We start from the raw sequence: 25,944 nt of genomic DNA on the forward strand, positions 1-25,944 counted from the left end.
TGTTTCTTCAAAATTTCCAGTAGTTCTATTTAAAGCTTCATATGTTACTGAAACTCCCATTTTTGAAGTTATTCCTGAAATTATTATAATTGCCACACAAAATAAAAAAAATAGTGTCACTGGATGTGGCAATCTATTTCCACCTACTTCAATAATATCCAAAAACTTGTTAACAAAACTCTTTTTTTTCACATTTTTCTCTTTCATTCCTTCCTCCTTTTTATTTTTAAAATATATAGAATATTTTATATAAAATATAACTTTTTTAGTTATGTTTATTATACTTTATTTTAAAATTAAAATCAATATAAAAAAATAACTTTTTAATAATTTACTGCTTTTATTTGGTAATTATACATGTTATAATATTTTCTAAGGAGGAATAGATGAAGGATAACATTGCATTAATTGGATTTATGGGAAGCGGTAAAAGTACCATAGGAAGAATACTAGCTAAATATATGGATATGAAATTTATAGATATAGATAAGATGATCGCTGCTCGTGAAAAAAAGAGTATTCCTGAAATTTTTTCTGAAAAAGGTGAACAATATTTTAGAAAATTGGAAAGAGATATTGTAAAAGAAGAATCTCTTAATAATAATATTGTTATAGCTACTGGTGGAGGAGTTATTATAGATAATGAAAATATAAAAAATCTAAAAGAAACTTCTTTCGTTGTCTATCTTGATTGTACTATAGAGTGTATCTATGAAAGGGTTAAAAATAGTAAAACTCGTCCTCTTCTAAATGTAGAAAATATGTTTGAAAAAATTCAAGAACTTCATCAAAAAAGAGAATTACTTTATAAAATTTCTAGTGACTTTATTATTAAAATAGATAGTAATAGTAATATGTATGATACTGCTGAAAAAATAAAAAAAGCATATATTGAAAGTTAAAATAAAGGGAGTGGTACTATGTTCAGTACAAATAGAGTAAAAGGAAAAATTGCTTTAATTACTGGAGCAACTAGCGGTATAGGAAAATCTTGTACTATAGCTTTAGCAAAACTTGGAATGAAGCTTATTATAACTGGAAGAAGAGAAAATCTTTTAATTAAATTAAAAAAAGAGCTTGAAGAAAAATTTTCAGTTCAAGTTCTAGCTATTCAATTAGATGTAAGAAATGCTGATGAAGTTAAAGATAAACTATCTTCTATTTCAGATGAATGGAAAAATATAGATATTCTTATAAATAATGCTGGATTAGCTGCTGGGTTAGATAAATTATATCATAACTCTACTGAGGACATCTCAAATGTTATTGATACTAATATAAAAGGATTACTTTATGTTACTAATGCAATAGTTCCACATATGATAGAAAGAGATGTTCCAGCTACTATTATCAATATTGGATCTGTTGCTGGAGATGCTGCCTACGCTGGTGGAGCTGTATACTGTGCTTCAAAAGCAGCAGTTAAAATACTATCTGATGGACTTAGAATAGATTTAGTAGATACAAAGATTAAAGTTACTGATGTTAAACCTGGTCTTGTTGAAACTAATTTTAGTCTAGTAAGATTTAAAGGTGATGAGGAAAGAGCTAAAAAAGTATATCAAGGAGTAGAACCTCTTACTCCAGATGATGTAGCTGAAACTGTTGCATATATAGCTAACCTTCCAGACAATGTTCATATTGCAGAGATAACTCTTTTATGTAACAATCAAGCTGATGGTAGAACAATATATAAAAAATAATAGGAGAACAGATGGAAAAATATTTAATTACAAAAGAAGAAAAAGAAAATTATTTAAAAGAGTACCCAGTACTTGAGTGTGAAAACTCTATAGGAATAGATTATGATGGATATATATCTATCAAATGTAAAAAAATTACTGGTACTTGTACTTACAAAACTTCAACTAAAAATGAATATCATAACTGTAAGCTACTAAATAAATAGATATTTAAAAAGTAAGAATTGAAACATTAATACGAAGCAATTCTTACTTTTTTTATAAAATATTCTATTTTTTTAACACTGACTTCCAAGGTGTTTTAGTTACAATATAATAAAATAAAAATCCTGCAACATAGTTAGATACTAAATTTCCCCAGAAAACTGAATCCACTCCTAGCCATCTTTTAGTGATTAATATAAAGATATATCTTATCAACCAAACTCTTAAAATCCCCATAAGAAGTGGTAATCTTGTTCTACCTAGTCCTATAAAAGCTCCTTGAGAAACCATATATATTCCAAATCCAATTATAGAAAATGTATATATTTTTAAAGAGTGATCAGCTATATTTACTATTGTTTCATTATCTTGGAATAGTTTAACTAGAAAATCACTAGTAGGAAGGAATATTGCAATTATAATTAAAGAGATTACTATACTTACTCTACACCCATAATAAAATGATTTTCCAGCATTTTTAGGTTTTCTAGCCCCTATATTCATACTTACCATAGTTGTTACTGTAGTTCCTATTGAAGATGGAAGATTAAAACACATAGCATTTATATTACTTGCTATAGTTTGAGCTGTTAAAACATAAGCTCCATATTTTTCAACTTCCATATTTATTAAAAAAAATCCAAAGTTTATTAGAGAGTAAGTTAACATTGTAGGTAGAGCTAACTTTAATAATTTTTTTAATAATTTTGAATTAAATGTAAATCCCTTTAGCTCTAATCTTGTCATACTTTCCTTTACAAATAGGTCATAATACATCCAAATGGCTATAATTACATATGAACATAAAGAAGCCATTACAGCACCAATAACTCCCCAATGAAGTATTGCTAAAAATATTGTATTAAAAACTATTTTTAAAAGAAGTAAAATTATCATTCTAATAAGTGTAGCCTCTGGTTGTCCAGTAGCATTTTTTATAGCATTAAAAATAGCCGCCATAAATAGCATTGGTATCACTATAGCATATAAACTCAGATATAGAAATACATCATAAGCTATCTCTGAACTTATACTTTTAGAAACTACAGAAGCAAAGATTATAGAAGTAGGAGCTACCACTAGTCCAATAATAAAAGAAAAAACCATTATTTGAGTAGATACTCTTTTTACCTCTTCCAGATCTCCGGTTCCATTTATCTGACCTACTATAGCCATAGATGCTACTCCTAATCCCTGTGAAAGGGCATTTATTATATTTATTATAGGTTGACCAAATCCTACCGCTGCTGCCACTAAATAACCTGAAGTTCTGTTTAAAAATAATCCATCAGAAAGAGGAATGAGTGATTGAACCATTCCCATTAAAAGAGTTGGAAAAGAAAGAAACAGTAAAGTGTTAAGAATATTCCCATTTAGTATCATCTCACGGCGTTTCTCAACATTTGTAGATAAAAATCCCATAAAAAATCACCTGCCAGTATTACTTTTTTGATAAACTTGTTTAATACTATAGTAACATATTTTCTTATTATTTAAAAGATAATACTTGTAATTTTAAATTTATATTATAAACAATACAAATTACTTTAATAAATATAAAAAGGTAGCTATATCTCCATAACTACCTTTTTGAGAGTAATTTATTATCCTACTATTTGATATTTTTTCATAAACTCTTCTACTTTTTTTCCATCAACAACTGGTACTTTAGAGATTTGATTATTAATTCTTACCTCTATCTCCTCTTTTCCTTTGCACTTAGAATATCTTGAGAATAGTTCCTTTATTATATCCATATCTTCCTCTGTAAACTCTCCAAATCCTAATATATGAGGTCCTGGAACTCTATGTCCACATAGATAAAAGCTTCCTAACGCCTTATAGCTTGCTATCTTCTCATTCCCCTCTTGATCTCTACCTACAAATAGATATTTTCCTTTATCTAATCTATAGAATCTACTCTTTTTAATTAAATGGAAAAGAAATGAAAACTCTTCTTCTAAAAATCCATCTTTTTCAAGAATAGATAATCTATCTGAAAAGGCTGGGTCTGTTAAAAGACATCCTCCTCCTGGACTTGGATACTCAACTAGTCCATATTTATCCATAAGCTCCATCTGTACATGTCTACTTCTGCCTTGAATATCTAAAAGTTTTTCTCTATCAATCCATCCCTCTAACTCTGGTTTACTAGGTGGTAATAATTTAGCTGAAAGTGGTCTCACTATCAACTCATCCATTCCTGATAATTTTTTTACTTTTTCTAAAGCAGCAGCATTTTGTGACATAGGTCTTTGTCCTAGTACCTCTCCTGAAATAACAAAGTCCGCATCATACTTTTCTAGAAGTTCTCCAGCAACTTTAAACATAAGTGAGTGACAATCTATACATGGATTCATATTTTTTCCTCTTCCATATACTGGATTTTTTACCACTTCAGTATGTCTTTTTTCAAAATGTACATACTCTACCTTTATTCCAAGTTGTTCAGCCATCTTTTCTGCCTTTTCATTCTTTCCACCAAAAAAGTGAGAAACAAAGTTCAATGCAATAACCTCAATACCTTGATCTTTTATAACTTTAATTGCTAAAGCACTATCCAATCCTCCTGAAAATAGTGCTAATGCTCTTCTTTTTTTACCCACAACTACCTCTCTTCTCCAAATCCTTTAAAAATTTTTGGACTTATTATTTTTTTATCCTCATAATAAACCTTCATACTTTTTGGAACTACTGTAAATACTTTTTTACTGATCATTAGATAATTAGCATCCTTTACAGTCATAGCTCCAGATAAAAAGTTCATAAGTCTAACTGCTGTTTGCTCATCTAAATACTCTAAATTAAGAGTAACCATTTTATCAGCTCTGATATAATCAACTATCTTTTTACAATCTGAATAAGTTTTAGGGTCTAAGAATATAGTTTGATAACTATTTCCTCCCATTTCAGTTTCTAAACTAGAAACAGCTTTTTGCTTTTGTTTTTGTTTAGGCACATGATTTTGTATAACAGGCTCAGATTCTATCTTATCTTCTGAAACCTCTATATCTGTTATTCCACTCTCTTCAAAATTGATATCACTATCTGTTCCAGCTCCATCTGGATTATCTAAACCAAATAATACCTTTATTTTATCTATTGGATTTTTATTCATTTTAACTCCTCCTAACTATTGATATATCTTTCTTCCTACTCTTATTATAGTAGCTCCCTCTTCAAGAGCTATTTTGTAATCATTTGTCATTCCCATAGAAAGTTCTGCTAATCTTCCTTTAAAAAACTTATCATTCAATTGATCTTTTATCTCTCTTAATCTTCTGAATACTCCTCTTACTACCTCTTCATTATCTACAAAGGGAGCCATCGTCATCAAACCTTTAATATTTATATTAGAGAGTTCCATTAATTGAGGTAAGTCATTATATAAAGTTTCTAGTTCATATCCTTCCTTACTCTCTTCTCCAGCTATATTAATCTCTAATAAAACATCTATTGTACGATTATTTTGTTGAGCTCTCTTATCTACCTCTTGAGCAAGAGATAGTTTATTTACTGAATGTATAAGTTTTATAAAAGGTGCTATGTATTTTACTTTATTTTTTTGAAGATTTCCTATAAAGTGCCACTCTATATCATCTTTTCCTTCAGAGCTATATTTTTCATACTTCTCTTTTATAACTTGAGCTTTATTTTCTCCAAATACTTTCACACCACAGTTTAAAATTTTATTCATAGTCTCGGTATCCACATACTTTGTTACAGCTATAAATTTTACCTTTTCAGGATAAACAGAGTACTCTTTAATATCTTTTTGAATATCTTGAATATTATTTTTTATATTACTCATCATTCTCAACTCCAATCAGATAAGTTCATCAATTACATCATTAGCAAGAAATATCCCCTTTCTTGTCAATATATAACTTTCACCTATTTTCTGTAAAAATCCTCTTTTCTCCAACGAGATACACTTTTCTAAATATTTTTCACTTGGAATAACTCCTTTTTTTAAAAGTCTTAGGCCTAACATATATCTATACTCTTCTTTAGACTCTAAATCTACTATCTCCTCTTCAAAAATAGGAAATACTCCCCTATCTATATTATCATAATATTTGGAAAATTGCACCTGATTTTTATACCTTTTCCCATCTATATATCCAGAAGCTCCCAGTCCTACTCCCAAATACTCCTTATTTTCCCAATATTTTGAGTTATGCCTAGCCTCCTTACCTGGAAGACAAAAATTTGAAATTTCATAATGAATATATCCAGCCTCTGTTGCTCTATCAATTATATACTCAAACATTTGTGCCTCTAATTCATTATCTGTTTCTTGGTATACTCCCTCTTCTAACTTCTTAAAAAATGGTGTTCCCTCTTCCCAGATAAGTGAGTAGATAGAAAAATGCTCTGGTCTTAACTCTAGTAGCTTTTCTAAATCCTTTTTTACTGCCTCAAAACTCTGATTTGGAAGAGAAAACATCAAGTCTAAACTGATATTTTCAAAACCAGCTTTTCTTGCTTGTAAATAAGTCTCTATTCCCTCTTGAGAGCTATGCTTTCTTCCCAAAGTCTTTAACATCTCATCATCAAAAGTTTGAATTCCAATACTCAATCTATTTATTCCAGCTTTCTTCAATTCCTGTAGTTTAATTAAATCTACAGTTTTAGGATTTACCTCTAAGGTCACTTCAGCATTATCTTTTATATCTAATCTATCCAGTACTTTCTCAATATCCTCACTATCCATTATAGATGGTGTTCCTCCCCCAAAGTAAACTGTATCATACTCATATTTTGGATATAACTCCAATTCCTTCATTAAATAATCTGTATATTTTTTTCTCTCTTCCTTTTTTGAAAGAAATGATAAAAAATCACAGTAATTACAAATACTCATACAAAAAGGAATATGGATATACACTCCATCTAACATTTTTCCTCCTACTCTAAATAATAGAAGGCAATATAAAATTGCCTTCTATATTAATTTTATTATTTTATAATGTATCTATATATTTTAAAAATTCTGATTTCACATAAGTTAGTTTTTCATCAGCTTTCTCATTAGTTGAATCTACTACACATAAGTAGTACTTAATTTTTGGCTCTGTTCCAGATGGTCTAACTGTTATATAAGTTTTATCCTCTAATACAAATTGAATTACATCTGATTTTGGTAAATCTATTCTCTTTACTTCACCTGTTACACAATTTTTCTCAACTTGTAATTTATAATCTCTACAGATAACAACTTTTTTACCGCATATCATATCATGTTCTCTATTTCTCATATTTTCCATGATTTTTCCAATCTCTTCTAGTCCAGATTTTCCTGTTTTTGTTACAGAAACTGTTTCTTCCTTATACCAACCATATTTTTCATATAGTTTGTTTAACTCTTTGTATAGTGTAGAGCCAATACTATCATAATAACAAGCCATCTCTGCTATTAATAAAGAAGCTACAACAGCATCTTTGTCTCTTACATGTGTTCCTACTAGATATCCTATAGATTCCTCAAATCCAAATAGATATGTTCCATCTAGCTCTTTATTTTCAAACTGTCTTATTTTTTCTCCAATATATTTAAATCCTGTCAATGTTCTGAATATTTTAACTTTTTTATCTTCAGCTATAACATCTAACATTGGTGTTGAAACTATTGTAGAGATAACCGCTCCATTTGCTGGTATATTTTTATTCATCTCTAATAGATAGTTCATAAGAAGTATTCCTAATTGATTTCCATTAGGATAATACCAATTTCCATTGTCATCTTTTATAGCTATTCCTGTTCTATCTGCATCTGGGTCATTAGCTAAACATATAGTAGCTCCTATCTTATCAGCTAGTTCTGTACTCAACTTAAATACTGATTTATCCTCTGGATTTGCATATGAGCAAGTTGGAAACATTCCATCTGGCATCTCTTGTTCAGCTACTGTATACACAGACTCAAATCCCATCTCTTTTAAAACTCTTTGAACTGCAACTCTTCCTGTTCCATGTAATGGAGAGTAAACTATTTTGAAAGTTTTCTTATTAGGTAAATCTCTATTTATAGCTTGTTTTTCAACCTCTTCAACAAATCTATCATCTATCTCTTTTCCAATATATACTAATAATCCTTTAGCCTTTGCTTCCTCTTCCGATATCATCTTTACATCTTTAAATATATCTACAGAGTTAACAGCATTAACAACTCCACTTGCTTGTGGCTCTACTATTTGAGCTCCATCTTCCCAGTATACTTTATATCCATTATACTCTTGTGGATTGTGAGAAGCTGTTACCATTACTCCTGCTTGAGCTTTTAATTCTCTAGTTGCAAAAGATAACTCTGGTGTTGATCTTAAAGATTCAAATAGATAAGCTTTTATCCCATTTCCAGCAAGTACAAGAGCCGTATTTAAAGCATACTCTGTAGAACCTATTCTACAGTCGTAAGCAATAGCAACCCCTCTTTTTGCTCCCTCTTCTCCTGTAGTTTCTAATATATAGTTAGCTAACCCTTGTGTAGCCTTTCTTATATTATAGTTGTTAATTCTATTTCTTCCTACTCCTCTTATTCCTCTCATTCCAGCAGTTCCGAAGCTTAAGTCTGTATAAAATCTATTCTCTATCTCTTTTTCATCAGCTTTTATACTTAATAGTTCTTCTCTATCCTCTTCAGTTATATTTTTTGACTCTAACCATATTTTGTAATAATCTAAATAATTTTTTTCCATGCTATTCTCCTCCATCTATTTTATATTCTAAATATATTATACTCTATTATTAGAAATATTTTAAGAAAAAATTTACTTTTCTTTATGTTTTTATATTTATATTTTTATATTTTTTTAAAGCTTTTTCCATTTTTATATTATATTTTTATTTACACAATATTTTTTTATTTTATACTTTACAAATTTTATTTTTCATTATACAATAAATTAATCAATGTTAATGTAACTAAATTTTATTTTTTGGGGGTTACTATTTTGAAAAAAAATACATTAAAATCACTAGATGTTGATGTGATTAATTTTATACTTCATAATAATAATGCGTCTATTGATGAACTTTCTAATTGTTTCGATGTTTCTCAAGTTAATATTCGGACTATCTTAGCTAAAATAGAGGAATTTGTTGCCGAGCAAAATTTAGGAAAACTCCTTAAAGAAAATGGAAATTATTATTTCGAAAATAATATTATAGATTTAGATTTTGACTTAGAACCTTTTTTAAGTGATGATTTAGAAAAAAAGGAGAGAATTACCTATATTATTTTAAAATTAATTTTAGAGGGGTCTCTTAATTTAACTTCTATTTCAAAAGAGTTAGGAATATCTAGAATAACTTTAAATTCAGATATTGAGATTATCAGAGAGATTGTTAATGATTTTAATTTAAATTTAACTAGCATACAGTGGAAAGGAATATTTTTTGAAGGTAGTGCAGAGAATCTTCAAAGTTTTTCTATCTTTTTTATTGCTAAGCTGTACATAGAAAATTACTTTTCTTCTCCATTAAGAGAAATAGTTAACCCAAATATTCAATATTATTTTAGAGAGTTTTTAAGCTATGAAGTAGAAAAAAAACTTACTAATTTAGCTAATAAAATTTACCATTATTTTAATATAAATTTGGGAGTATATTACTACCATTTTTTACTGGCTTTACTTATATATATCTATTTAGGAGTAAAAAAAGGAATTAAATTTTCTGAAGGAGCTAAAAATTCATCTCTTGACCTAACTGAATCTTTAGATGATATTTTAGATTCTGAGGATAGAGAGCTAATAGATAATAATTTAAATATGATTATTTCATATTTATCAGTTTGTATCAACAAAGAGTGTTCAGTAATTTTTCCCTTTATTGTAGAAGATGCAATTCAAGAGATATATTCAAGCTTTGATCTTAATGAAAATTCTTTAAATTCTCAATTATTATCTTTTTTTGTTACTAATATATACTTTGAAAATAGATTTTTTATACCTTCATATATTAAATTTAATAAAAAAGATGAAAAATTATTAAATGATAGCATTTCAATTAGATTGATGGTTATTTTTGACAGATATAAAATACCTTATAGTAGAAAAAATATTGCTTTTTTATATTATTTTTTAAAAGAAGAGCTTTCACAAACTAAAAAGAAAAATATATTGATTGTAGATTATAGTGCTATGACTTGGAAGGCTAATAAATTAAAAAATAAACTTAGATATTTAGAACAGGTCAATGCTGTTCAAGTTTCTTCGTATTTTAACTTTAAACTTTTTCCTATTGAAACTTATAAAAAATATGATATTTTTATCTTTATTGATTTGCCAGTTGAGAAAAAAGCTAATTACTCTAAACAATGTTATTTTATTAATAGCTATGAATTATTAAAAAATTCATTAAATATATCAAAACTACTTGAAATCTAATAATATAACAAATTAAAAATCTCAAGAGTAGAACTTCTCTATTCTTGAGATTTTTTATATCTGTAACTTATTTTTTAAGCTAAACTATCTAATATTTTAAAAATATTCTCTTTTATTATCTCTATATCCTTTTCTATTTTTTTATCATAAGAGTCATTTTTAGATAAAAGCTTTATAAAATCTTGACACAGATGCTCAATACTTTCAATTCTATCTGTAATCATCTGTCTTTGTTCCTCTTTTATTTCATATAACTCTATCACATTCTCAATTCTTTTTCTTAAAAAATATGGAACAAAGGGTTTTTCAATTATATCCTTAACACCTAATTCATAAGCTTCATACATTACCTCTTCTGAGTTATCAGCTGTTATTATAAAAACTGGAACTCCTTCAGCAAGTTGCTCACTCTTCATCATTTTTAAAACTTCTATTCCATTCATTTCTGGCATAACTAAATCTAAGAGAATTGATACTATTTTATTAGAATTTTCCCTTATATACTCTAATGCTTCTATTCCGCTAGCTACCTCTACTATCTCATACTTCTTTTTAAAAATATTGCTAAGTATAGCTCTATTCATTTCTAAATCATCAACTATGAGTAAAGTATTCTTTTTTTCCATTTTTCCTCCAAATTTATCTAAATAGATATTTATATAGCCTAAATAATTTAATCTCTCTATTTATTTTTAATCTTTTAGAGCAAGAGGCATCAATATATATAAATAATCCTCTACATCCTCTTCTCTTATTTTAACAGAGTTATTAGATGCAATAAATTCTAAAGTTATATCCTTATTTTTATTTAAATTTTGAACGAAATCAGATAAGAACTTTGTATTTAAAGCTATTTTTATATTCTCACCTATATAATCAACCTCTAACTCTTCATTTATTTTAGCTACTTCATTTACACCATTTACTTGCATAATATTACCATCTATATAAAAAGTTGCTCCATATTTAGTCTCATTATTATTTCTTACAAATATGATTATTCTTTTTAAGATCTTGATAAATACTTCAGCATTTATTGTAAGTTTTTTATTGTAGCTATTATTTCCTAAAATTCCCTTATAATTTGGAAATGCCATATCTATTATTCTACTAATAACAAGTACATCTTCCATCTTAAAGAAAATTTGTCTATTTATGAAATAAAAAGCTATCTCAGTACTATCTATACTTCTTAAAAGTTTAGTCAATGCTTCTACTGTATTTAAAGGAATACTTACATCTATTGCTTCATTTACCCTTTCAACCTCTTTTTCTAAATACACAAGTCTATATGTATCTGTTGTAACAAATTTTAGTTTATTTCCTTCACTCTCTACTCTTATACAGTTTATAGATGGATTATCTCCAGAGGGAGCAGCAGCGTATTTTACCTTTTCTAATATCTCAGCTAGCTCAATACTGTTTATCTTAAACTCTTCTTCCCTTTTAGAAAAATCTTCATCAACTAAAATTTTAGGAAAATCTTCTACATTCATCAATGAAAATTCAGAAGATGAATCTGAACTTTCAATTACTAAATTTCCATCTATTTCACTGAAAGTTACTATCTCATCTTTTAATTCTTTAAGATACTCTTCAACCAGTTGATGTTGGAAAACTATCTTTCCACTCTCTAAAACCTCATCACATTGCATCTCAGTTGTTATAGTTGTTTCTAAATTAGTTCCACAAAAGAAAAGATTGCTATCTCTAGTCTCTATGTATGCACATGAAATAATTGGTTTTATCTTGTTTTCACTAATTGTTTTTTCCACTATTTTTAATCTTTTTAAAAATTCTGCTCTTCTTATTCTTATTTTCACTATTTTTTCCTCCTAACTAGGAACTTTTAAAAAAACTTGTCCTTATTTTTCTCACACTGTAATTTCAACTTTTGCAACGTTTTTTTCTCAATCTGTCTTACTCTCTCTCTTGTTATATTAAAAGTTGCTCCAATCTCTTCTAAAGTATGTATCTCTTCACCATCAAGTCCAAATCTCAATTTTAATATCTGCTTTTCTCTATCATCAAGAACTTTCACTATTTCCCTTACTTGTTCTCTTCCTATTTCCTCAATTATATTATCTTCGATCGAAGAGTTTTCTGTATCAGCTATAATATCTTCTAATTGAATATCATCACCTATACTTGCACTTAAAGACATAGTGTCTTGAAAGGCTAACATAATCTCCTCTATCTTATCTTTATCTATTTTTAACTCTTCAGAAATCTCTTCAACAGTAGGGTATACCCCCTCTTCTCTAACTCTTTTTAATACATATTTATTTACTTTACTCAATAAATCATATTTATATGAAGGGATTCTAATCCCTCTTCCCTTACAAATAATTGCCTTTGTAATAGATTGTTTTATCCACCAAACAGCATATGTAGAAAATCTAAAGCCCTTATCCATATCAAATTTTTCTATTGCATAAATAAGTCCAAAATTTCCTTCACTTATTAAATCTATTAGACTGAGTCCTCTATTAACATAATTCTTAGCTATATTAACTACAAGTCTCAGATTAGATAATATTAACTGATTTTTAGCTTCAATATCTCCACTTTTAGCTTTTTTTAATAATTCTATCTCTTCTTCTTTATCCAATATCTTATATTTTCTAATATCTTCTAAATAATATGAAATAAGGTCTTTATCTAATGTCATGTTGCATCCCCACTTTTTTGTATTAATATTAGTAAAACTCTACTTTTAACTCTCTTTCCATTAGCTCTTCAACCATCTTTTTAGCTTCTGCATTATTATAGATAATATTATAAGTCGCTTCTACTATAGGCATTGAAATTTTCAAATTTTGAGCTTGCTCATACACTGCTCTCACAGTCGGTACTCCCTCTGCTACCATTGTCATGCTTTCTAAAATCTCTTGAATACTTTGACCTTTTCCTAAGCACTCACCTACATGTCTATTTCTACTATGTTTACTTGCACAAGTAACTATTAAATCTCCTATTCCACTAAGTCCAGAGAAAGTTCTTTCATTAGCTCCTAAGGCTTTTCCAAATCTTGTCATCTCTGCTATTCCTCTAGTTATAAGAGCTGCTTTTGTATTATCTCCAAATCCCATTCCATCTGCTATTCCAGCTCCTATTGCAAGACAGTTCTTTACAGCTGCTCCAACCTCTACTCCTACAATATCTTCATTTAGATAAACTCTAAAGTTTTTTGTATTAAATAACTTCTGTATCTCTCCAGCTTTATCTTTTTGTCCTGCTGCTACTATTGTTGTAGGTAACCCTATAGCTACCTCCTCAGCATGAGTTGGTCCAGATAACACAACTATATTTTTATGATATTTTCCTATTATCTCATCTTTCATCACTTCTGATAATCTCATTCCCGTAGATACCTCTATACCTTTAGCTGTATTTACAAGTATCATATCTTCAGTAAGTTGAGAGGAAAATTTACTGATTACTCCCCTTAGAACTTGAGATGGAACTGAAAAAATTACATATTTAATCCCTTTTAATAACTCTTCACTCTCTGATGTTACATTCAAATTTTCTGGAAATTTTATTCCTGGTAAATATCTACTATTCTCTCTTGCAAGTTGTATTTCCTCAGCTCTAACTTTGTCATACTCCCACATTGTAACATCATAGTTTTTTCCAGCAAGTACAAGTCCTAAAGCTGTTCCCCAACTTCCTGCACCTATTATTACAACTTTTTTCATGAAGTCCCTCCTATTTTAGTCTAAATTTATTCTCCGTTCCCTTCATAAGTCTCTCTATATTACTTTTATGTTTATATACTACAAACAATCCTATTAAACTTGTCATAACTAATAATGGAAGTTTGTCCAATCCATTTTGTGTAGGATAAAAATATGTTAATATCGGTAACATTATAGCGGCTATTATCGAACCTAACGAGATATATTTTGTTATAGCTACCACTACTATAAATATTATCAATAGTGTTAAAGTTACTTGAGGAATTAAAAATAAGAATACCCCAAGTGATGTAGCAACACCTTTTCCACCTTTAAAATTCAAGAAAAATGATAGAGTATGTCCTACTATTGCTACTACTCCTATAAGTAGTAATGAATCTCCAGTTACTCCAAACTTACTTGCTATAAAAGGCGGTAAAAAACCTTTTAAGGCATCTGCTAAAAGTACCATCAATCCATATCTCGGTCCTAAAACTCTATAAGCATTTGTAGCTCCTGAGTTTTTGCTTCCATGTTCTCTTATATCGATACCCTTAAAATATTTTCCTATCCATACCCCATTAGGTAAAGCACCTAAAATATATCCTATTATAATAAAGATTATTAACTTCATATCCCTCTCCTATTTATAAAATCTTCCTACTACCTCAGTATGAGAAGTTCCTGGGAACATATCCACTGGTTGAACCTCATCTATTTTATATCCTAATCTACTTAAAATCTCTGCATCCCTAGCAAAAGTAGATGGATTACATGAGATATAAACAATCTCTTTAATTCCACTTTCTGCTGTTTTTATCAAACTTTTCTCCTCTATTCCTTTTCTTGGAGGGTCAAATATTACAGCATCTACCCTCTCTCCAGAATTTATAAGCTCTAACATCTTATCCTCAACAGCTCCATTTATAAACTCAATATTTTCTATACCATTCTCTTTAGCTGTTTTTATTCCATCTAAAGTTGCAGACTCTACAAGCTCTATTGCATAAACTTTTTCAGCTTTCTTAGATAATATCATAGCTATAGTTCCTGTACCTGAATAAGCATCTACTATATATTTATTCTCTATATTTGGGAAATAATCTATAGCCGTTCTATAAAGTTTTTTTGTTTGAGGTAAGTTTATTTGGAAGAAAGATTTAGGTGATATATTGAAACTTATTCCATCTATCTCCTCTTTTATACTCTTCTCTCCCCAAATAAATATATTTTTCTCTCCTAGGGCAAAATTTGTTCTTTTATTATTTAAAGATACATATATAGATTTTATAGAAGATACCCTATTCTTTAACTCCATCAAAATATCTTTGTATCTTTTTTCAACCTTATTATCATTAATTATAAGAACAACCATAGCTTCATTTTTAGAGTTTGTTCTTACCATTATATGTCTAAGTATTCCTTTATGCTCATTTTCATTGTATACTGAAACTTTCTCTCTGTTCAAGATCTTTTTTAACTCTCTTATTATCTCATTTCCAAGTTTTGAATTTAATATATTTTCCTCTACTTGGAAAACATCATGAGATTTTCTCTTAAAAAATCCTGTTATAATCTCATTTTTATACTTTGAAAATGGTTCTATTATCTTATTACGATAGTGGTATGGATCTTCACTTCCAATTACATCTTTAACAACCACATCTAATTTCCCTATCTTTTTCATTACATCTTCAACCATAGCCTTTTTATACTTCAGTTGAGCTTCATACTTTAACATACCAAAATCACACCCTTGAAAATCTTCAAAAGAGATTTTGGTAATATCTTCAACTCTCTCCTCACCTGGAGATATTATCTCCTCTATAAGTCCTCTAGCATAGGTCTTTTTTACAGATATTATTTTTATTTTAACAATATCATTTGGAACAGACATTGGAACAAATATAGCAAAATCATTGTAATATCCAAGTCCCTCTCCTCCATTAACAATCTTATCAATTTTTAGCTCTATTATTTGATCTTTTTTTAACATTACTCTTCCTCTATTCTAAAGAATTTTATTCCTTGAGAAATGGCCATCTTTTTTTTATCTCTCATTTCATTTCCAATTCTTTCTAAATCTATTATATTGTCATACTCTATTTCTTTTTTAGAAAGCTCTTTTTGTAATTCATCAAGTATTTTTTTGTCCTGTTTTATACTTAGTTCTATCTTAGAAACTTTTATAAGAAGTGTTCCATGTAGTATCCAAATAGATAATATCCCTATTAAGAGTATAGTTAAATTTTTCAATTTTATCCTATCCTTTCTACCACTCTAAGTTTTGACGAATGAGCTCTATTATTAAATTCAACCTCTTCTCCCTCTGGAACAATAGGTTTTCTTGTAATAATCTTTACTTTAGCTTTTCCTCCACATACACATATCGGCAATCCTGGTGGGCATTTACAAGCTGTTGCTAAATCCTTAAATTTAGTTTTAACTAATCTATCTTCTAAAGAGTGGAATGTAATTATACCTAATCTTCCACCAATTTTTAATGAGTCTACAGCTTTATCTATAGCCTTTTCTAAAACTTCTAGCTCTCTATTTACCTCTATTCTTATAGCTTGGAATGTCTTTTTAGCTGGATGTTTTTGAGCTCTCTCTGGATAAGCTCTCTTTATAATAGCTACTAGCTCACCAGTTGTTTCTATATTCTTTTCCGCTCTAGCCTCACATATAAATTTTGCTATCTTTCTAGCATTTCTCTCTTCTCCATATTCAAAAATTATCTTAGCTAATCTCTCCTCTGGATACTCATTTACTACCTCATAAGCTGATAGAGGGTTACTTCTATTCATTCTCATATCAAGTCTTGTATCATATCTATATGAAAAACCTCTCTCTGGATCATCTAATTGAGTTGAAGATACCCCTATATCCATTAGTATTCCATCAACTTTGTCATACCCAGCCATATACAGGACCATATCTAAATTTTCAAAGTTATTTTTGAACACTTGCCATTTTTTTCCATACTTTTCTAACCTCTTCTTTGCAAAATCTATTGCTTGCTGGTCTTGATCTATTGAGATAAGGTGACCCTTCTCAGAAAGCTCTTTTAAAATTCCCTCCGAATGTCCTCCCCCTCCTAGAGTACAATCTAAATATACTCCATCTTTATTTATTACTAAATTATCTATACACTCTCTATATAAGACAGGTATATGATATTCACTTACTATATCTTCCATTGTTCACTCCTAATTCTATTTTACAAAAATAGAGAAGCCTTGGCTTCCCTACTTAGAATATAAGCATAAAAATTAATCTTCTTAAAATTATGAAAAAGAAATATGCTATGATTGGTGAAATATCCATTCTCATATTTCCCATAGGTATAAGCACTCTAAAAGGTCTTAGTATTGGTTCTGTTGTACTATATATTAAATCAGTAAATCCATTTCTTGACATTGGTGCTATCCAAGAAAGAAGTACTCTTATTATAATAAGAGTATTTATTACTGTTATTAATAAATCAACTATTCTTGCTATTAAAATCATTTTTTTCACCTCTCTCTATTTAGAGTTTAAAAAATAGTGCTTAGCTTTTGAAGTATACTCCCATCCAGACCATAGTGTCAATATAACAGGTATTAACATCATATAAAAGTTATATGGATTTTTTCCAAATACCATCATTATAAGTATCACTATCATCTGACTAGTTGTCTTATACTTTCCTAAATTTCCAGCTGGGATAACCTCTCCCTTAGCTGCAGCTAACATTCTTATTCCACTTATTAAAAACTCTCTAGCTATTACTACAATAGACATCCATGAAGGTATATATCCTAGGTCAACAAATATGACTAGGGCTGAAATCACAAGGACTTTATCAGCTAATGGGTCCATTATTTTTCCAAAATCTGTTATTAAATTATGCTTTCTTGCTAAATACCCATCAAAGAAGTCTGTAAGTGAAGCCACTACAAATATTCCAAAAGCTATTGCCCTATAAGTAAATCCTCCCTCATTTGAAAATTGAAGAAAATATATAAAAGGTACAGCAAGTATAAGTCTTAAAAATGTTAATTTATTAGGTAAATTCATTTTTATGCTCTCCTTTATTATTATATCTATTTTTCGTTCTCAACTATTGGTCCAACAAAATCATATTCAAAATTTTGCTCAACCTTTACTTTTACTATCTCTCCTGGTCTTGCAGTTCCATCAGTTGTAAGAACCTTTCCATCTATCTCTAATGCTTGTCCTCTTGTTCTTCCCTCTAGTAAGTACTCACTTTCACTAGATACTCCATCTATCATAACCTCTATCTCTTGACCTAAGAATCTTCTATTTTTTCTCTCTGCTATCTCACTTTGTAAATTTACAAGTTCAGCATATCTTCTCTCTTTTATCTCTTCAGGTACTTGGTCTGGTAAGTTATAAGCTACAGTGTCCTCTTCTCTTGAGTATTTAAAAACTCCAGCATAATCAAATTCAAACTCTTTTACATACTCTTTTAACTCTTGGAAATTCTCCTCTGTTTCTCCTGGGAACCCAACAATAAGAGTTGTTCTGATAGTAGCATCTGGAATAGCTTTTCTGATTCTATTCAGAACGCTTTTTACTTGCTCTCCATTTTTTGCTCTAGCCATGTTTCTTAAAATATTATCAGAAACGTGTTGGATAGGTACATCAAAATACTTACAAATCTTATCTTCTGATTTCATAACCTCTATAAGTTCATCTGTAACATATTCAGGGTGCATATAATAAGTTCTAAGCCATTTTAGCCCCTCTATTTTACATAACTCTTTCATTAGAGCCGCAAGTTTTTTATCTCCGTATAGATCTATTCCGTACTCAGTAGTCTCTTGAGCAAGTAGGTTTATCTCTCTTACTCCAGAAGCAACTAATCTTTTTGCCTCTTCTACTATATCCTCTATACTTCTACTTCTTAGTCTTCCTCTCATCTGTGGAATTATACAGTAAGTACAAGCTCTGTTACATCCTTCAGATATTTTTAAGTAAGCTGTATGAGGAGCAGTAGTTAAAACTCTATCAGTATTAGCATTTGCTAAGAATGTCATATTTTTTGTTTCAACTGCCTTTTTTCCTGCTAGAATCTCATCTACAACTTTCTCTATCTTATCTACATCACCAGTTCCTATTACAGCATCTACTTCAGGAAGTTCCTTTAAGATCTCTTCCGAATATTTTTGAGCAAGGCATCCAGCTACTATTATCTTTTTTAAATTTCCAGTTTCTTTAAATTCACTAACTTCTAAGATAGTTTGAATAGATTCTTCCTTAGCATCTCCAATAAATCCACAAGTATTAACTATAACTATGTCAGCTTCTGGTATCTCACTAGTAAGTTCCATCCCTTTTCTTTTAGATAAAATTCCTAAATAGTGCTCACTATCTACTAAGTTTTTACTACATCCTAAGCTAATTAAAGCTAATTTCATTCCTATTTTTTCTCCTTTTTCTAAATAATCATTAAAACTAAAATAGTTTTAATTAGGGAAATAGAAAGTACTTTAGTACTCTCTACTCCCTAATAATTATTATACTCTTTTTTTACTTAAACTAATTTTTCCATTATCAGTAGAGATAACTTTTACATCAAATACATCTCCTACTTTTAATACATCTTCTACTTTTTCTACTCTTTCTTGAGAGATTTCAGATACATGTAGAAGTCCCTCTTTACCTGGTAATATCTCCATAAATGCTCCAAATTTTTGAATACTTGTTACTTTACCAGTATAAACCTCTCCTACTTCAACATCTTTAACATATGAATTTACTAATTTAATAGTTTCATTTAAAGCTGCTTCGTCTTTACAGAATATAGATACTTTTCCATCATCATTTATATCTATTGTAGCACCTGTTTGGTCTATTATTCCTTTTATATTTTTACCTCCAGGTCCTATTAATACAGCTATTTTGTCAGTAGGTATAGTCATTTGATAAATTCTCGGTACATTTGATTTAATTGGAGCTGGTTCAGAGATTGTATTATTCATTAATACTAATATCTCATTTCTAGCATCTAAAGCTTGTTTTAAAGCTATTCTCATTATCTCTTCAGTTATTCCTGTAATTTTTATATCCATTTGAAGAGCTGTAATTCCATTTTTTGTTCCAGCAACTTTAAAGTCCATATCTCCAAGGTGATCTTCAAGTCCCATTATATCTGTTAATACAGTGAACTCATCTCCCTCTTTAATAAGTCCCATAGCTATTCCAGCAACATGCTCTTTTATTGGTACTCCAGCTGCCATAAGTGAAAGTGACCCTCCACATATAGAAGCTTGTGATGATGAACCATTTGATTCAGTTATCTCAGATACAACTCTTACTGTATATGGGAATTCTTCTTCAGATGGAACAACATATTTTAAAGCTCTTTCTGCTAGTGATCCGTGTCCTAACTCTCTTCTTCCAGGTGCACCCATTCTTCCTGTTTCTCCTACTGAGTAAGGTGGGAAGTTATAATGTAAGTAGAATTTTTTGTAGTACTCTTTCTCTAAATCATCAACTAATTGCTCATCCTCTTTTGTTCCTAAAGTAGTTACAACGATAGCTTGAGTCTCTCCTCTTGTAAACATAGCTGAACCGTGTGGGATAGGTAAACAATCAACTTCTGCAAATAATGGTCTAATTTCAGTTGTTTTTCTTCCGTCAACTCTATGTTTGTGGTAAAGAATAGCGTCTCTTACTAATTTTTTCATAAGGTCATGGTAGTAACCTTTAAATTCAATTAGAACATCTTCAGGTATCTCTACCTCTTCTCCTTCACCATAATTTTCAACTTTGAAAGTCTCTAATAATTCAGCCTCTAGAGAATCTACTGCTTCCTCTCTATTTTTCTTACCTAATGTAAGAACAGCAGCTTTTAATCTTTCCATTCCTCTTTCATCTATGAAGTTTTTAACTATTGGCATAACTTCTGGTTTTACAAACTCTATCTTCTCTTTTCCAATCTCTTTTGCAAAAGCCTCTTGGAAGTCACATATTTTCTTAATATTTTCGTGAGCAAACATTATCGCCTTTAACATTGTTTCCTCATCTAGCTCATTAGCTCCAGCCTCAACCATGTTGATAGCCTCTCTTGTTCCAGCTACAGCAAGTTCTAACTCACTTGCTTCTAACTCTTCTGGAGTAGGATTTAAGATGAACTCTCCATTTTTATATCCAACTACAACTCCAGCAACTGGTCCTAAAAATGGTAAATCAGATAACATTAAAGCCATTGATGAACCAATTATTCCTAGATAATCTGGTGTATTTTTTTCATCAAATGATAAAACTGTATTTACAATGTGTACATCATAGTTGAATCCATCTGGGAACATTGGTCTTATAGGTCTATCTATAAGTCTTGCTGTAAGTGTTGCATTTGTTGAAGCTTTTCCCTCTCTTTTGTTAAATCCACCAGGGAATTTTCCAGCAGCATAGAATTTCTCTATATAGTCAACTGTAAGTGGGAAAAAATCATTTTCCTTTCTAGGCTCCTTACTTCTATTAACTGTACTTAATAATACAGTATCTCCATATTGAACCATTACAGCTCCACACGATTGTCTAGCTATTTTTCCATTAGAAAATGTAAGCGTTCTACCAGCTAATTCCATTTGAACTTTTCTTTCATCAAACATTATTTTCCTCCTAATTATTCTCAGATTAGGAAGTAAATAATAAGGAGTAAAGAAATAGCTCCTATTACCTTACTTCTTACTACTTAACCTTCCTAATCTCTTTTTTTAAACTATTATAACATTTTTAATATTAAAAATCAAATTTTACATAACTCTTTATTTTATTTTTTTGAAAAAATTGGTATAATATATTGAAAGTCAATTAAATATTTTTTAAGGAGGAGGTATGAGAAAAAACAGATTGCTCTTTCTGATGGTTTTACCGTTCCTTTTTATTCCATCTAAAAGCTTTGGTAAAACTTTAAATTTTACCTCAAAAGAGGATATTGAAATAAAAAAACTAAAAAAAGAGATTCAACTTCTTGAGAATAAAATATCTCAACTTGAAGAGATTAAAAAAAATAGATTGATTAAAAATAAAAAAAATCTGAAAATAGGGCTAGCTCTTAGCGGTGGAGGAGCCAAAGGACTTGCACATATAGGTGTATTAAGAGTTTTAGAAGAGTTAGGAATACGCCCTGACTATATAGCTGGAACAAGTATGGGAGCTGTTGTTGGAGCTCTATACTCAGCTGGCTACTCTCTTGATCAGATTGAAAGTATTTTAACCAAAAATGATTGGGATAGTTTTATCAATGGTTCATTCATAGATGATAAAGTTCCTCTAGAAAAAAAGGTTAACAATAAAAAATATATGCTTTCTATCAGATATGATAATAAATTTAATTTCTCTCTTCCAAAGGGGTTTGGAAATAATCAGATGATATATTTTGAATTAAAAAAGCTTTTAAGCAATGTTGATAATATAAATAACTTTGATGAACTTCCTATCCCTATGAGAATAATAACTACTGACCTCAATACTGGAGAGGCTGTGGCTATGAAAGAGGGAGATTTAGCAAAGGTTATCACTGCTAGTATAGCTATACCAACTGTATTTGATCCTGTTGAAATAGATGGGCGTCTCTATATTGATGGACTTGTTTCTCGTAATTTTCCAGTTGTAGATGTTATAGATATGGGAGCTGACATCGTAATTGGAAGTGATGTTGGAAATGAGATAAAAGATAAAAAAGATTACAACATAATCAGTGTTCTAAATCAATTAGTTGCTATTCAAAGTGCTTCATCTACTAGTGAACAAAGAGAGTTAACCTCTATCTTAATAACTCCAGATGTACTTGAGTACTCAGCTACTAATTTAGAAAAGGGTAAACTTTTTGTAGAAAAAGGAGAGGAGGCAGCAAGAAAGCAACTTCCACTTTTAAAAGATTTGCCAAAGGTGAAGAGGGAAAATTATCTAACCTCTTCTGAAAAAGGTAGCTCAAAAAATATTGTAATAAAAAATATAGAGTATAAAAATAGTATATCTGAAAAAAACAGATCTATTATAAATAGTATTTTAGAAAATATTTTAAATAGAGAAATCTCAGCTGAAGAGTTAGAAAGTTCTATGATGAAGGTTTATGGAAACGATATTATAAATCGTATTTACTATGAAATTCAAGATAATACTTTAGTTATTGATGCAGATATCAATCCTAATAACTCCTTTGGAGTTAGTGTAAACTATTTGACTGGCTATGGAACAACATTTGATGTAGGGACTACCCTTACTAATTTTGGTAAAATCGGAAGTAATACCCTAGTTGATTTTCAAGTTGGAGATTATCTTGGGCTTAATTTAAAAAACTTTGCTTACTATGGATATTCTAATAAAATAGGTATTTTTACCAACTTAGGTTACAATGAAAATCCATTTTTCATATATGATGGGGATAAAAAAATATCTGATTCCCTTGTTAAAAGTGTTGATTTTGAAATTGGATTACTTACCCAATATAATAATCAGCTTATAGCATCTTATGGTATTAAAAACTCCTATAGTAAATTACTTCAAGAGACAGGTTCAATATATTCAGAGGACATTGAATACTCTAAAAACTATAATGGAGCTTTTTTTAGAACTACATTTGACACATTAGATTCAAATACCCACGCTAACTCTGGAGTTAAGCTTGATTTTGAATATAGCTGGGAGGGAAGTTTTGATAAATCTAACTCTAACTTTTATGGTCCTCTTTACTCCTTTGATGGTTATGTTCCTATCAATAAAAAATTCACCTTCAACTACGGATTATATGGAGGAGTTATCTCTGGAGATGGAGTTACTTCAATAGATAAGTTTATCCGTTTAGGTGGAACAAAGAACAATATGCATAACAAAGACTTTGCTTTCTATGGTTATAGATATCAGCAAAAGCTTGTTGATGAGTTCTTGATTGGAAAACTTGCCTTAATATATAAACTAGATTCAAATCTATATCTCAGTGCCCGTTGGAATATAGGAACCTACAGCGATTTAGAGACAGAGAGCTATCCAAATTCTAAAAAAATATGGGAAGATTACTCTCAGGGGTTTGATATATCTATTACCTATGAAAGTATCTTTGGTCCCTTTGAATTCTCACTAGCTCGTAACAATGAGAAAGAGAAGATACTATCTCAAATCAGTATCGGATATATTTTTGAATAGTTTTTATTTTAAAAAACACTATAAATTAAAAGAGGAGCTATTACATTTTATCTTTGTAATAGCTCCTAAATTTTATACTTTACTATTCTGCGTAAAGCTCTTCAAGTCTAGCTTGAACTCTTTCATCTTCTAAGTATTCATCATAAGTCATTGTCTTATCTAAGATTCCATTAGGTGTAATCTCTATAATTCTGTTAGCTACAGTTTGAATAAACTCGTGGTCATGAGCTCCAAATAGGATTGTTCCTTTAAAGTTTATTAAAGCTTTGTTCAGTGATGTAATTGACTCTAGGTCTAAGTGGTCATTAGGGTTGTCAAACATTAATACGTTTGCGTTAGTAAGCATCATTCTAGCTATCATACATCTTACTTTTTCTCCTCCAGATAAAACTGAACAGCTCTTTAATGTTTCCTCTCCAGTAAACAACATTCTACCTAAGAATCCTCTTACAAAAGCCTCATGTTGATCTGGTGAATAAGGTCTTAACCAATCTATTAGATTTAACTCTTTATTTTCAAAGAACTTAGTGTTATCCTTTGGCATATAAGCTTGGCTTGTTGTAACTCCCCAAGTATAGCTTCCTGAATCTGGTTCCATCTCTCCACTTAAGATATTTAATAGAGTAGTTTTTACGATATCATTCTTAGCTAAGAATACAACCTTATCTCCAGTATAGATAGTGAATGATACATTATCTAAAACTTTTACTCCATCTATTGTCTTAGTTAAGTTCTCAACTTTAAGCATGTTGTTTCCAGCTTCTCTCTCTTGTTTAAACTCAACAAATGGGTATTTTCTGTTAGAAACTTGCATATCTTCAAGTTGTAACTTATCAAGAAGTTTCTTTCTTGATGTAGCTTGTTTAGATTTAGATGCGTTGGCACTGAATCTAGCAATGAACTCTTGTAGCTCTTGTCTTTTTTGCTCAAGTTTCTTGTTTTTAGCTGATATTAATTTTGTCATAAGTTGATTTGATTCATACCAGAAATCATAGTTTCCAACATACATCTTGATTTTTCCATAATCTATGTCTGTAATATGTGTACACACTTTATTTAAGAAGTGTCTATCGTGAGATATAACTATTACAGTTGTATTATCTAAATCCATTAGGAAATTTTCTAACCAAGTTATAGCTCTAATATCAAGTCCGTTAGTAGGCTCGTCTAGTAGTAGAACATCTGGTTGTCCAAATAAAGCTTGGGCAAGTAATACCTTAACTTTCTCTGGCTCTCCTAACTCTTTCATATATTTGTGGTGTAACTCAGTTCCTATTCCTAATCCCATAAGTAAAGTTTCAGCTTCTGTTTCAGCTTCCCAACCATTTAGCTCGGCAAACTCTCCCTCTAACTCTCCAGCTCTTATTCCATCTTCGTCAGAGAACTCCTCTTTGGCATATATAGCATTTTTCTCAACTATGATATCCCAAAGTTTTTTATGTCCCATTAAAACAACATCTAAAACCTTATCCTCTTCATGAGCAAAGTGGTTTTGGTTAAGTACTGCCATTCTCTTATTTTTATCAAAGATTACCTCTCCTTCAGTTGGCTCTAATGCTCCTGAAAGTATCTTTACAAATGTAGACTTACCAGCTCCGTTAGCTCCTATAAGCCCATAACAGTTTCCCGGTGTAAATTTAATATTTACATCTTCAAATAATTTTCTACCAGAAAATCTCATACCTAGATTACTAGTTGCTATCATTTAAATAATTCCTCCTTGTTAACTCTTCAAAATTCCATACTATTATATCATTAATTTTAAACTTTTACAATTAAAAAAATATATTGTGTTTTTTTAAGTTTTAT

Annotated in this window: 25 protein-coding genes; 5 read left to right on the top strand and 20 right to left on the bottom strand. The window is 29.7% G+C overall.

Annotated features, from left to right (window positions below; genetic code table 11):
- On the bottom strand, nucleotides 1–207 hold a 207-nt coding region (locus IAA47_04150), incomplete at its 3' end, for an AbgT family transporter (GenBank protein MBU3842162.1).
- A 179-nt stretch (nucleotides 208–386) separates the two neighbouring features.
- On the opposite strand from IAA47_04150, the gene IAA47_04155 reads away from it, so the two are divergent.
- From IAA47_04155 to IAA47_04165, 3 genes are read left to right on the top strand one after another with little or no spacing between them, the layout of a single operon-like run.
- A complete protein-coding gene (locus IAA47_04155) occupies nucleotides 387–902 on the top strand; it encodes a shikimate kinase (protein MBU3842163.1) in 516 nt (171 codons plus the stop codon).
- Nucleotides 903–920: 18 nt separating this feature from the next.
- Nucleotides 921–1,703: an SDR family NAD(P)-dependent oxidoreductase gene (locus IAA47_04160; GenBank protein ID MBU3842164.1), complete on the top strand. Its 783-nt coding sequence runs from the start codon at nucleotides 921–923 to the stop codon at nucleotides 1,701–1,703.
- 11 nt (nucleotides 1,704–1,714) lie between these two features.
- Entirely contained in the window at nucleotides 1,715–1,909 is a 195-nt protein-coding gene (locus tag IAA47_04165; protein MBU3842165.1) for a hypothetical protein, read from the top strand.
- A gap of 64 nt (nucleotides 1,910–1,973) precedes the next feature.
- Here the strand turns inward: IAA47_04165 and IAA47_04170 are convergent, their stop codons facing one another.
- From IAA47_04170 to IAA47_04195, 6 genes are all read right to left on the bottom strand, one after another.
- Nucleotides 1,974–3,329 carry an MATE family efflux transporter gene (locus tag IAA47_04170; protein MBU3842166.1) on the bottom strand — a complete coding sequence of 452 codons (1,356 nt, stop codon included), beginning with the start codon at nucleotides 3,327–3,329 and terminating at the stop codon, nucleotides 1,974–1,976.
- A 182-nt stretch (nucleotides 3,330–3,511) separates the two neighbouring features.
- Complete coding sequence (locus IAA47_04175; protein ID MBU3842167.1) at nucleotides 3,512–4,513, bottom strand: 7-cyano-7-deazaguanine synthase; 1,002 nt, start codon at nucleotides 4,511–4,513, stop codon at nucleotides 3,512–3,514.
- A 2-nt stretch (nucleotides 4,514–4,515) separates the two neighbouring features.
- A complete protein-coding gene (gene sepF / locus IAA47_04180; protein ID MBU3842168.1) occupies nucleotides 4,516–5,025 on the bottom strand; it encodes a cell division protein SepF in 510 nt (169 codons plus the stop codon).
- Between the two features lie 15 nt (nucleotides 5,026–5,040).
- Nucleotides 5,041–5,718, bottom strand: coding sequence for a YggS family pyridoxal phosphate-dependent enzyme (locus IAA47_04185; GenBank protein MBU3842169.1), 678 nt, complete (start codon nucleotides 5,716–5,718; stop codon nucleotides 5,041–5,043).
- A 15-nt stretch (nucleotides 5,719–5,733) separates the two neighbouring features.
- Nucleotides 5,734–6,810: a radical SAM family heme chaperone HemW gene (gene hemW, locus IAA47_04190; GenBank protein ID MBU3842170.1), complete on the bottom strand. Its 1,077-nt coding sequence runs from the start codon at nucleotides 6,808–6,810 to the stop codon at nucleotides 5,734–5,736.
- A gap of 64 nt (nucleotides 6,811–6,874) precedes the next feature.
- The gene (locus IAA47_04195; GenBank protein MBU3842171.1) at nucleotides 6,875–8,605 is read right to left on the bottom strand and encodes a phospho-sugar mutase; all 1,731 of its coding nucleotides are present in this window, start codon (nucleotides 8,603–8,605) and stop codon (nucleotides 6,875–6,877) included.
- 255 nt (nucleotides 8,606–8,860) lie between these two features.
- Here IAA47_04195 and IAA47_04200 point away from each other — a divergent pair, with 255 nt between their 5' ends.
- Nucleotides 8,861–10,297: a helix-turn-helix domain-containing protein gene (locus IAA47_04200; protein MBU3842172.1), complete on the top strand. Its 1,437-nt coding sequence runs from the start codon at nucleotides 8,861–8,863 to the stop codon at nucleotides 10,295–10,297.
- A gap of 74 nt (nucleotides 10,298–10,371) precedes the next feature.
- Here IAA47_04200 and IAA47_04205 read toward each other — a convergent pair whose 3' ends face one another.
- The 12 genes from IAA47_04205 to pnp form a co-directional block, all read right to left on the bottom strand.
- On the bottom strand, nucleotides 10,372–10,923 hold the full coding sequence (locus tag IAA47_04205; protein ID MBU3842173.1) for a response regulator: 552 nt from the start codon (nucleotides 10,921–10,923) through the stop codon (nucleotides 10,372–10,374).
- Between the two features lie 66 nt (nucleotides 10,924–10,989).
- A complete protein-coding gene (gene dnaN, locus IAA47_04210) occupies nucleotides 10,990–12,120 on the bottom strand; it encodes a DNA polymerase III subunit beta (protein ID MBU3842174.1) in 1,131 nt (376 codons plus the stop codon).
- Between the two features lie 26 nt (nucleotides 12,121–12,146).
- Entirely contained in the window at nucleotides 12,147–12,968 is an 822-nt protein-coding gene (locus tag IAA47_04215; protein MBU3842175.1) for a sigma-70 family RNA polymerase sigma factor, read from the bottom strand.
- Nucleotides 12,969–12,996: 28 nt separating this feature from the next.
- Nucleotides 12,997–13,998 carry an NAD(P)H-dependent glycerol-3-phosphate dehydrogenase gene (locus IAA47_04220; GenBank protein ID MBU3842176.1) on the bottom strand — a complete coding sequence of 334 codons (1,002 nt, stop codon included), beginning with the start codon at nucleotides 13,996–13,998 and terminating at the stop codon, nucleotides 12,997–12,999.
- 10 nt (nucleotides 13,999–14,008) lie between these two features.
- A complete protein-coding gene (plsY, locus tag IAA47_04225; GenBank protein ID MBU3842177.1) occupies nucleotides 14,009–14,611 on the bottom strand; it encodes a glycerol-3-phosphate 1-O-acyltransferase PlsY in 603 nt (200 codons plus the stop codon).
- A 9-nt stretch (nucleotides 14,612–14,620) separates the two neighbouring features.
- The gene (rlmD, locus tag IAA47_04230) at nucleotides 14,621–15,973 is read right to left on the bottom strand and encodes a 23S rRNA (uracil(1939)-C(5))-methyltransferase RlmD (GenBank protein ID MBU3842178.1); all 1,353 of its coding nucleotides are present in this window, start codon (nucleotides 15,971–15,973) and stop codon (nucleotides 14,621–14,623) included.
- Entirely contained in the window at nucleotides 15,973–16,233 is a 261-nt protein-coding gene (locus tag IAA47_04235) for a hypothetical protein (GenBank protein ID MBU3842179.1), read from the bottom strand. Before IAA47_04235 ends, rlmD begins: the two co-directional genes overlap by 1 nt.
- 2 nt (nucleotides 16,234–16,235) lie before the next feature.
- Nucleotides 16,236–17,177: a 16S rRNA (cytosine(1402)-N(4))-methyltransferase RsmH gene (gene rsmH, locus IAA47_04240; protein MBU3842180.1), complete on the bottom strand. Its 942-nt coding sequence runs from the start codon at nucleotides 17,175–17,177 to the stop codon at nucleotides 16,236–16,238.
- 52 nt (nucleotides 17,178–17,229) lie between these two features.
- On the bottom strand, nucleotides 17,230–17,487 hold the full coding sequence (locus IAA47_04245; protein MBU3842181.1) for a YggT family protein: 258 nt from the start codon (nucleotides 17,485–17,487) through the stop codon (nucleotides 17,230–17,232).
- A gap of 15 nt (nucleotides 17,488–17,502) precedes the next feature.
- Nucleotides 17,503–18,036 carry a CDP-diacylglycerol--glycerol-3-phosphate 3-phosphatidyltransferase gene (pgsA, locus tag IAA47_04250; protein MBU3842182.1) on the bottom strand — a complete coding sequence of 178 codons (534 nt, stop codon included), beginning with the start codon at nucleotides 18,034–18,036 and terminating at the stop codon, nucleotides 17,503–17,505.
- Between the two features lie 26 nt (nucleotides 18,037–18,062).
- Nucleotides 18,063–19,400 (bottom strand): 30S ribosomal protein S12 methylthiotransferase RimO, encoded by a 1,338-nt coding sequence (gene rimO / locus IAA47_04255; protein MBU3842183.1) that lies wholly within the window; start codon nucleotides 19,398–19,400, stop codon nucleotides 18,063–18,065.
- A gap of 99 nt (nucleotides 19,401–19,499) precedes the next feature.
- Nucleotides 19,500–21,599, bottom strand: a complete 2,100-nt coding sequence (gene pnp, locus IAA47_04260) for a polyribonucleotide nucleotidyltransferase (GenBank protein ID MBU3842184.1) — start codon at nucleotides 21,597–21,599, stop codon at nucleotides 19,500–19,502.
- A gap of 226 nt (nucleotides 21,600–21,825) precedes the next feature.
- Here pnp and IAA47_04265 point away from each other — a divergent pair, with 226 nt between their 5' ends.
- Entirely contained in the window at nucleotides 21,826–24,135 is a 2,310-nt protein-coding gene (locus tag IAA47_04265; GenBank protein ID MBU3842185.1) for a patatin-like phospholipase family protein, read from the top strand.
- An 82-nt stretch (nucleotides 24,136–24,217) separates the two neighbouring features.
- Here the strand turns inward: IAA47_04265 and IAA47_04270 are convergent, their stop codons facing one another.
- Nucleotides 24,218–25,840, bottom strand: coding sequence for an ATP-binding cassette domain-containing protein (locus tag IAA47_04270; GenBank protein MBU3842186.1), 1,623 nt, complete (start codon nucleotides 25,838–25,840; stop codon nucleotides 24,218–24,220).
- Nucleotides 25,841–25,944 lie beyond the last annotated feature (104 nt).

Origin of the sequence: Candidatus Fusobacterium pullicola (genome assembly GCA_018883725.1) — a bacterium.
In the GTDB taxonomy this organism is placed as follows: domain Bacteria; phylum Fusobacteriota; class Fusobacteriia; order Fusobacteriales; family Fusobacteriaceae; genus Fusobacterium_A; species Fusobacterium_A pullicola.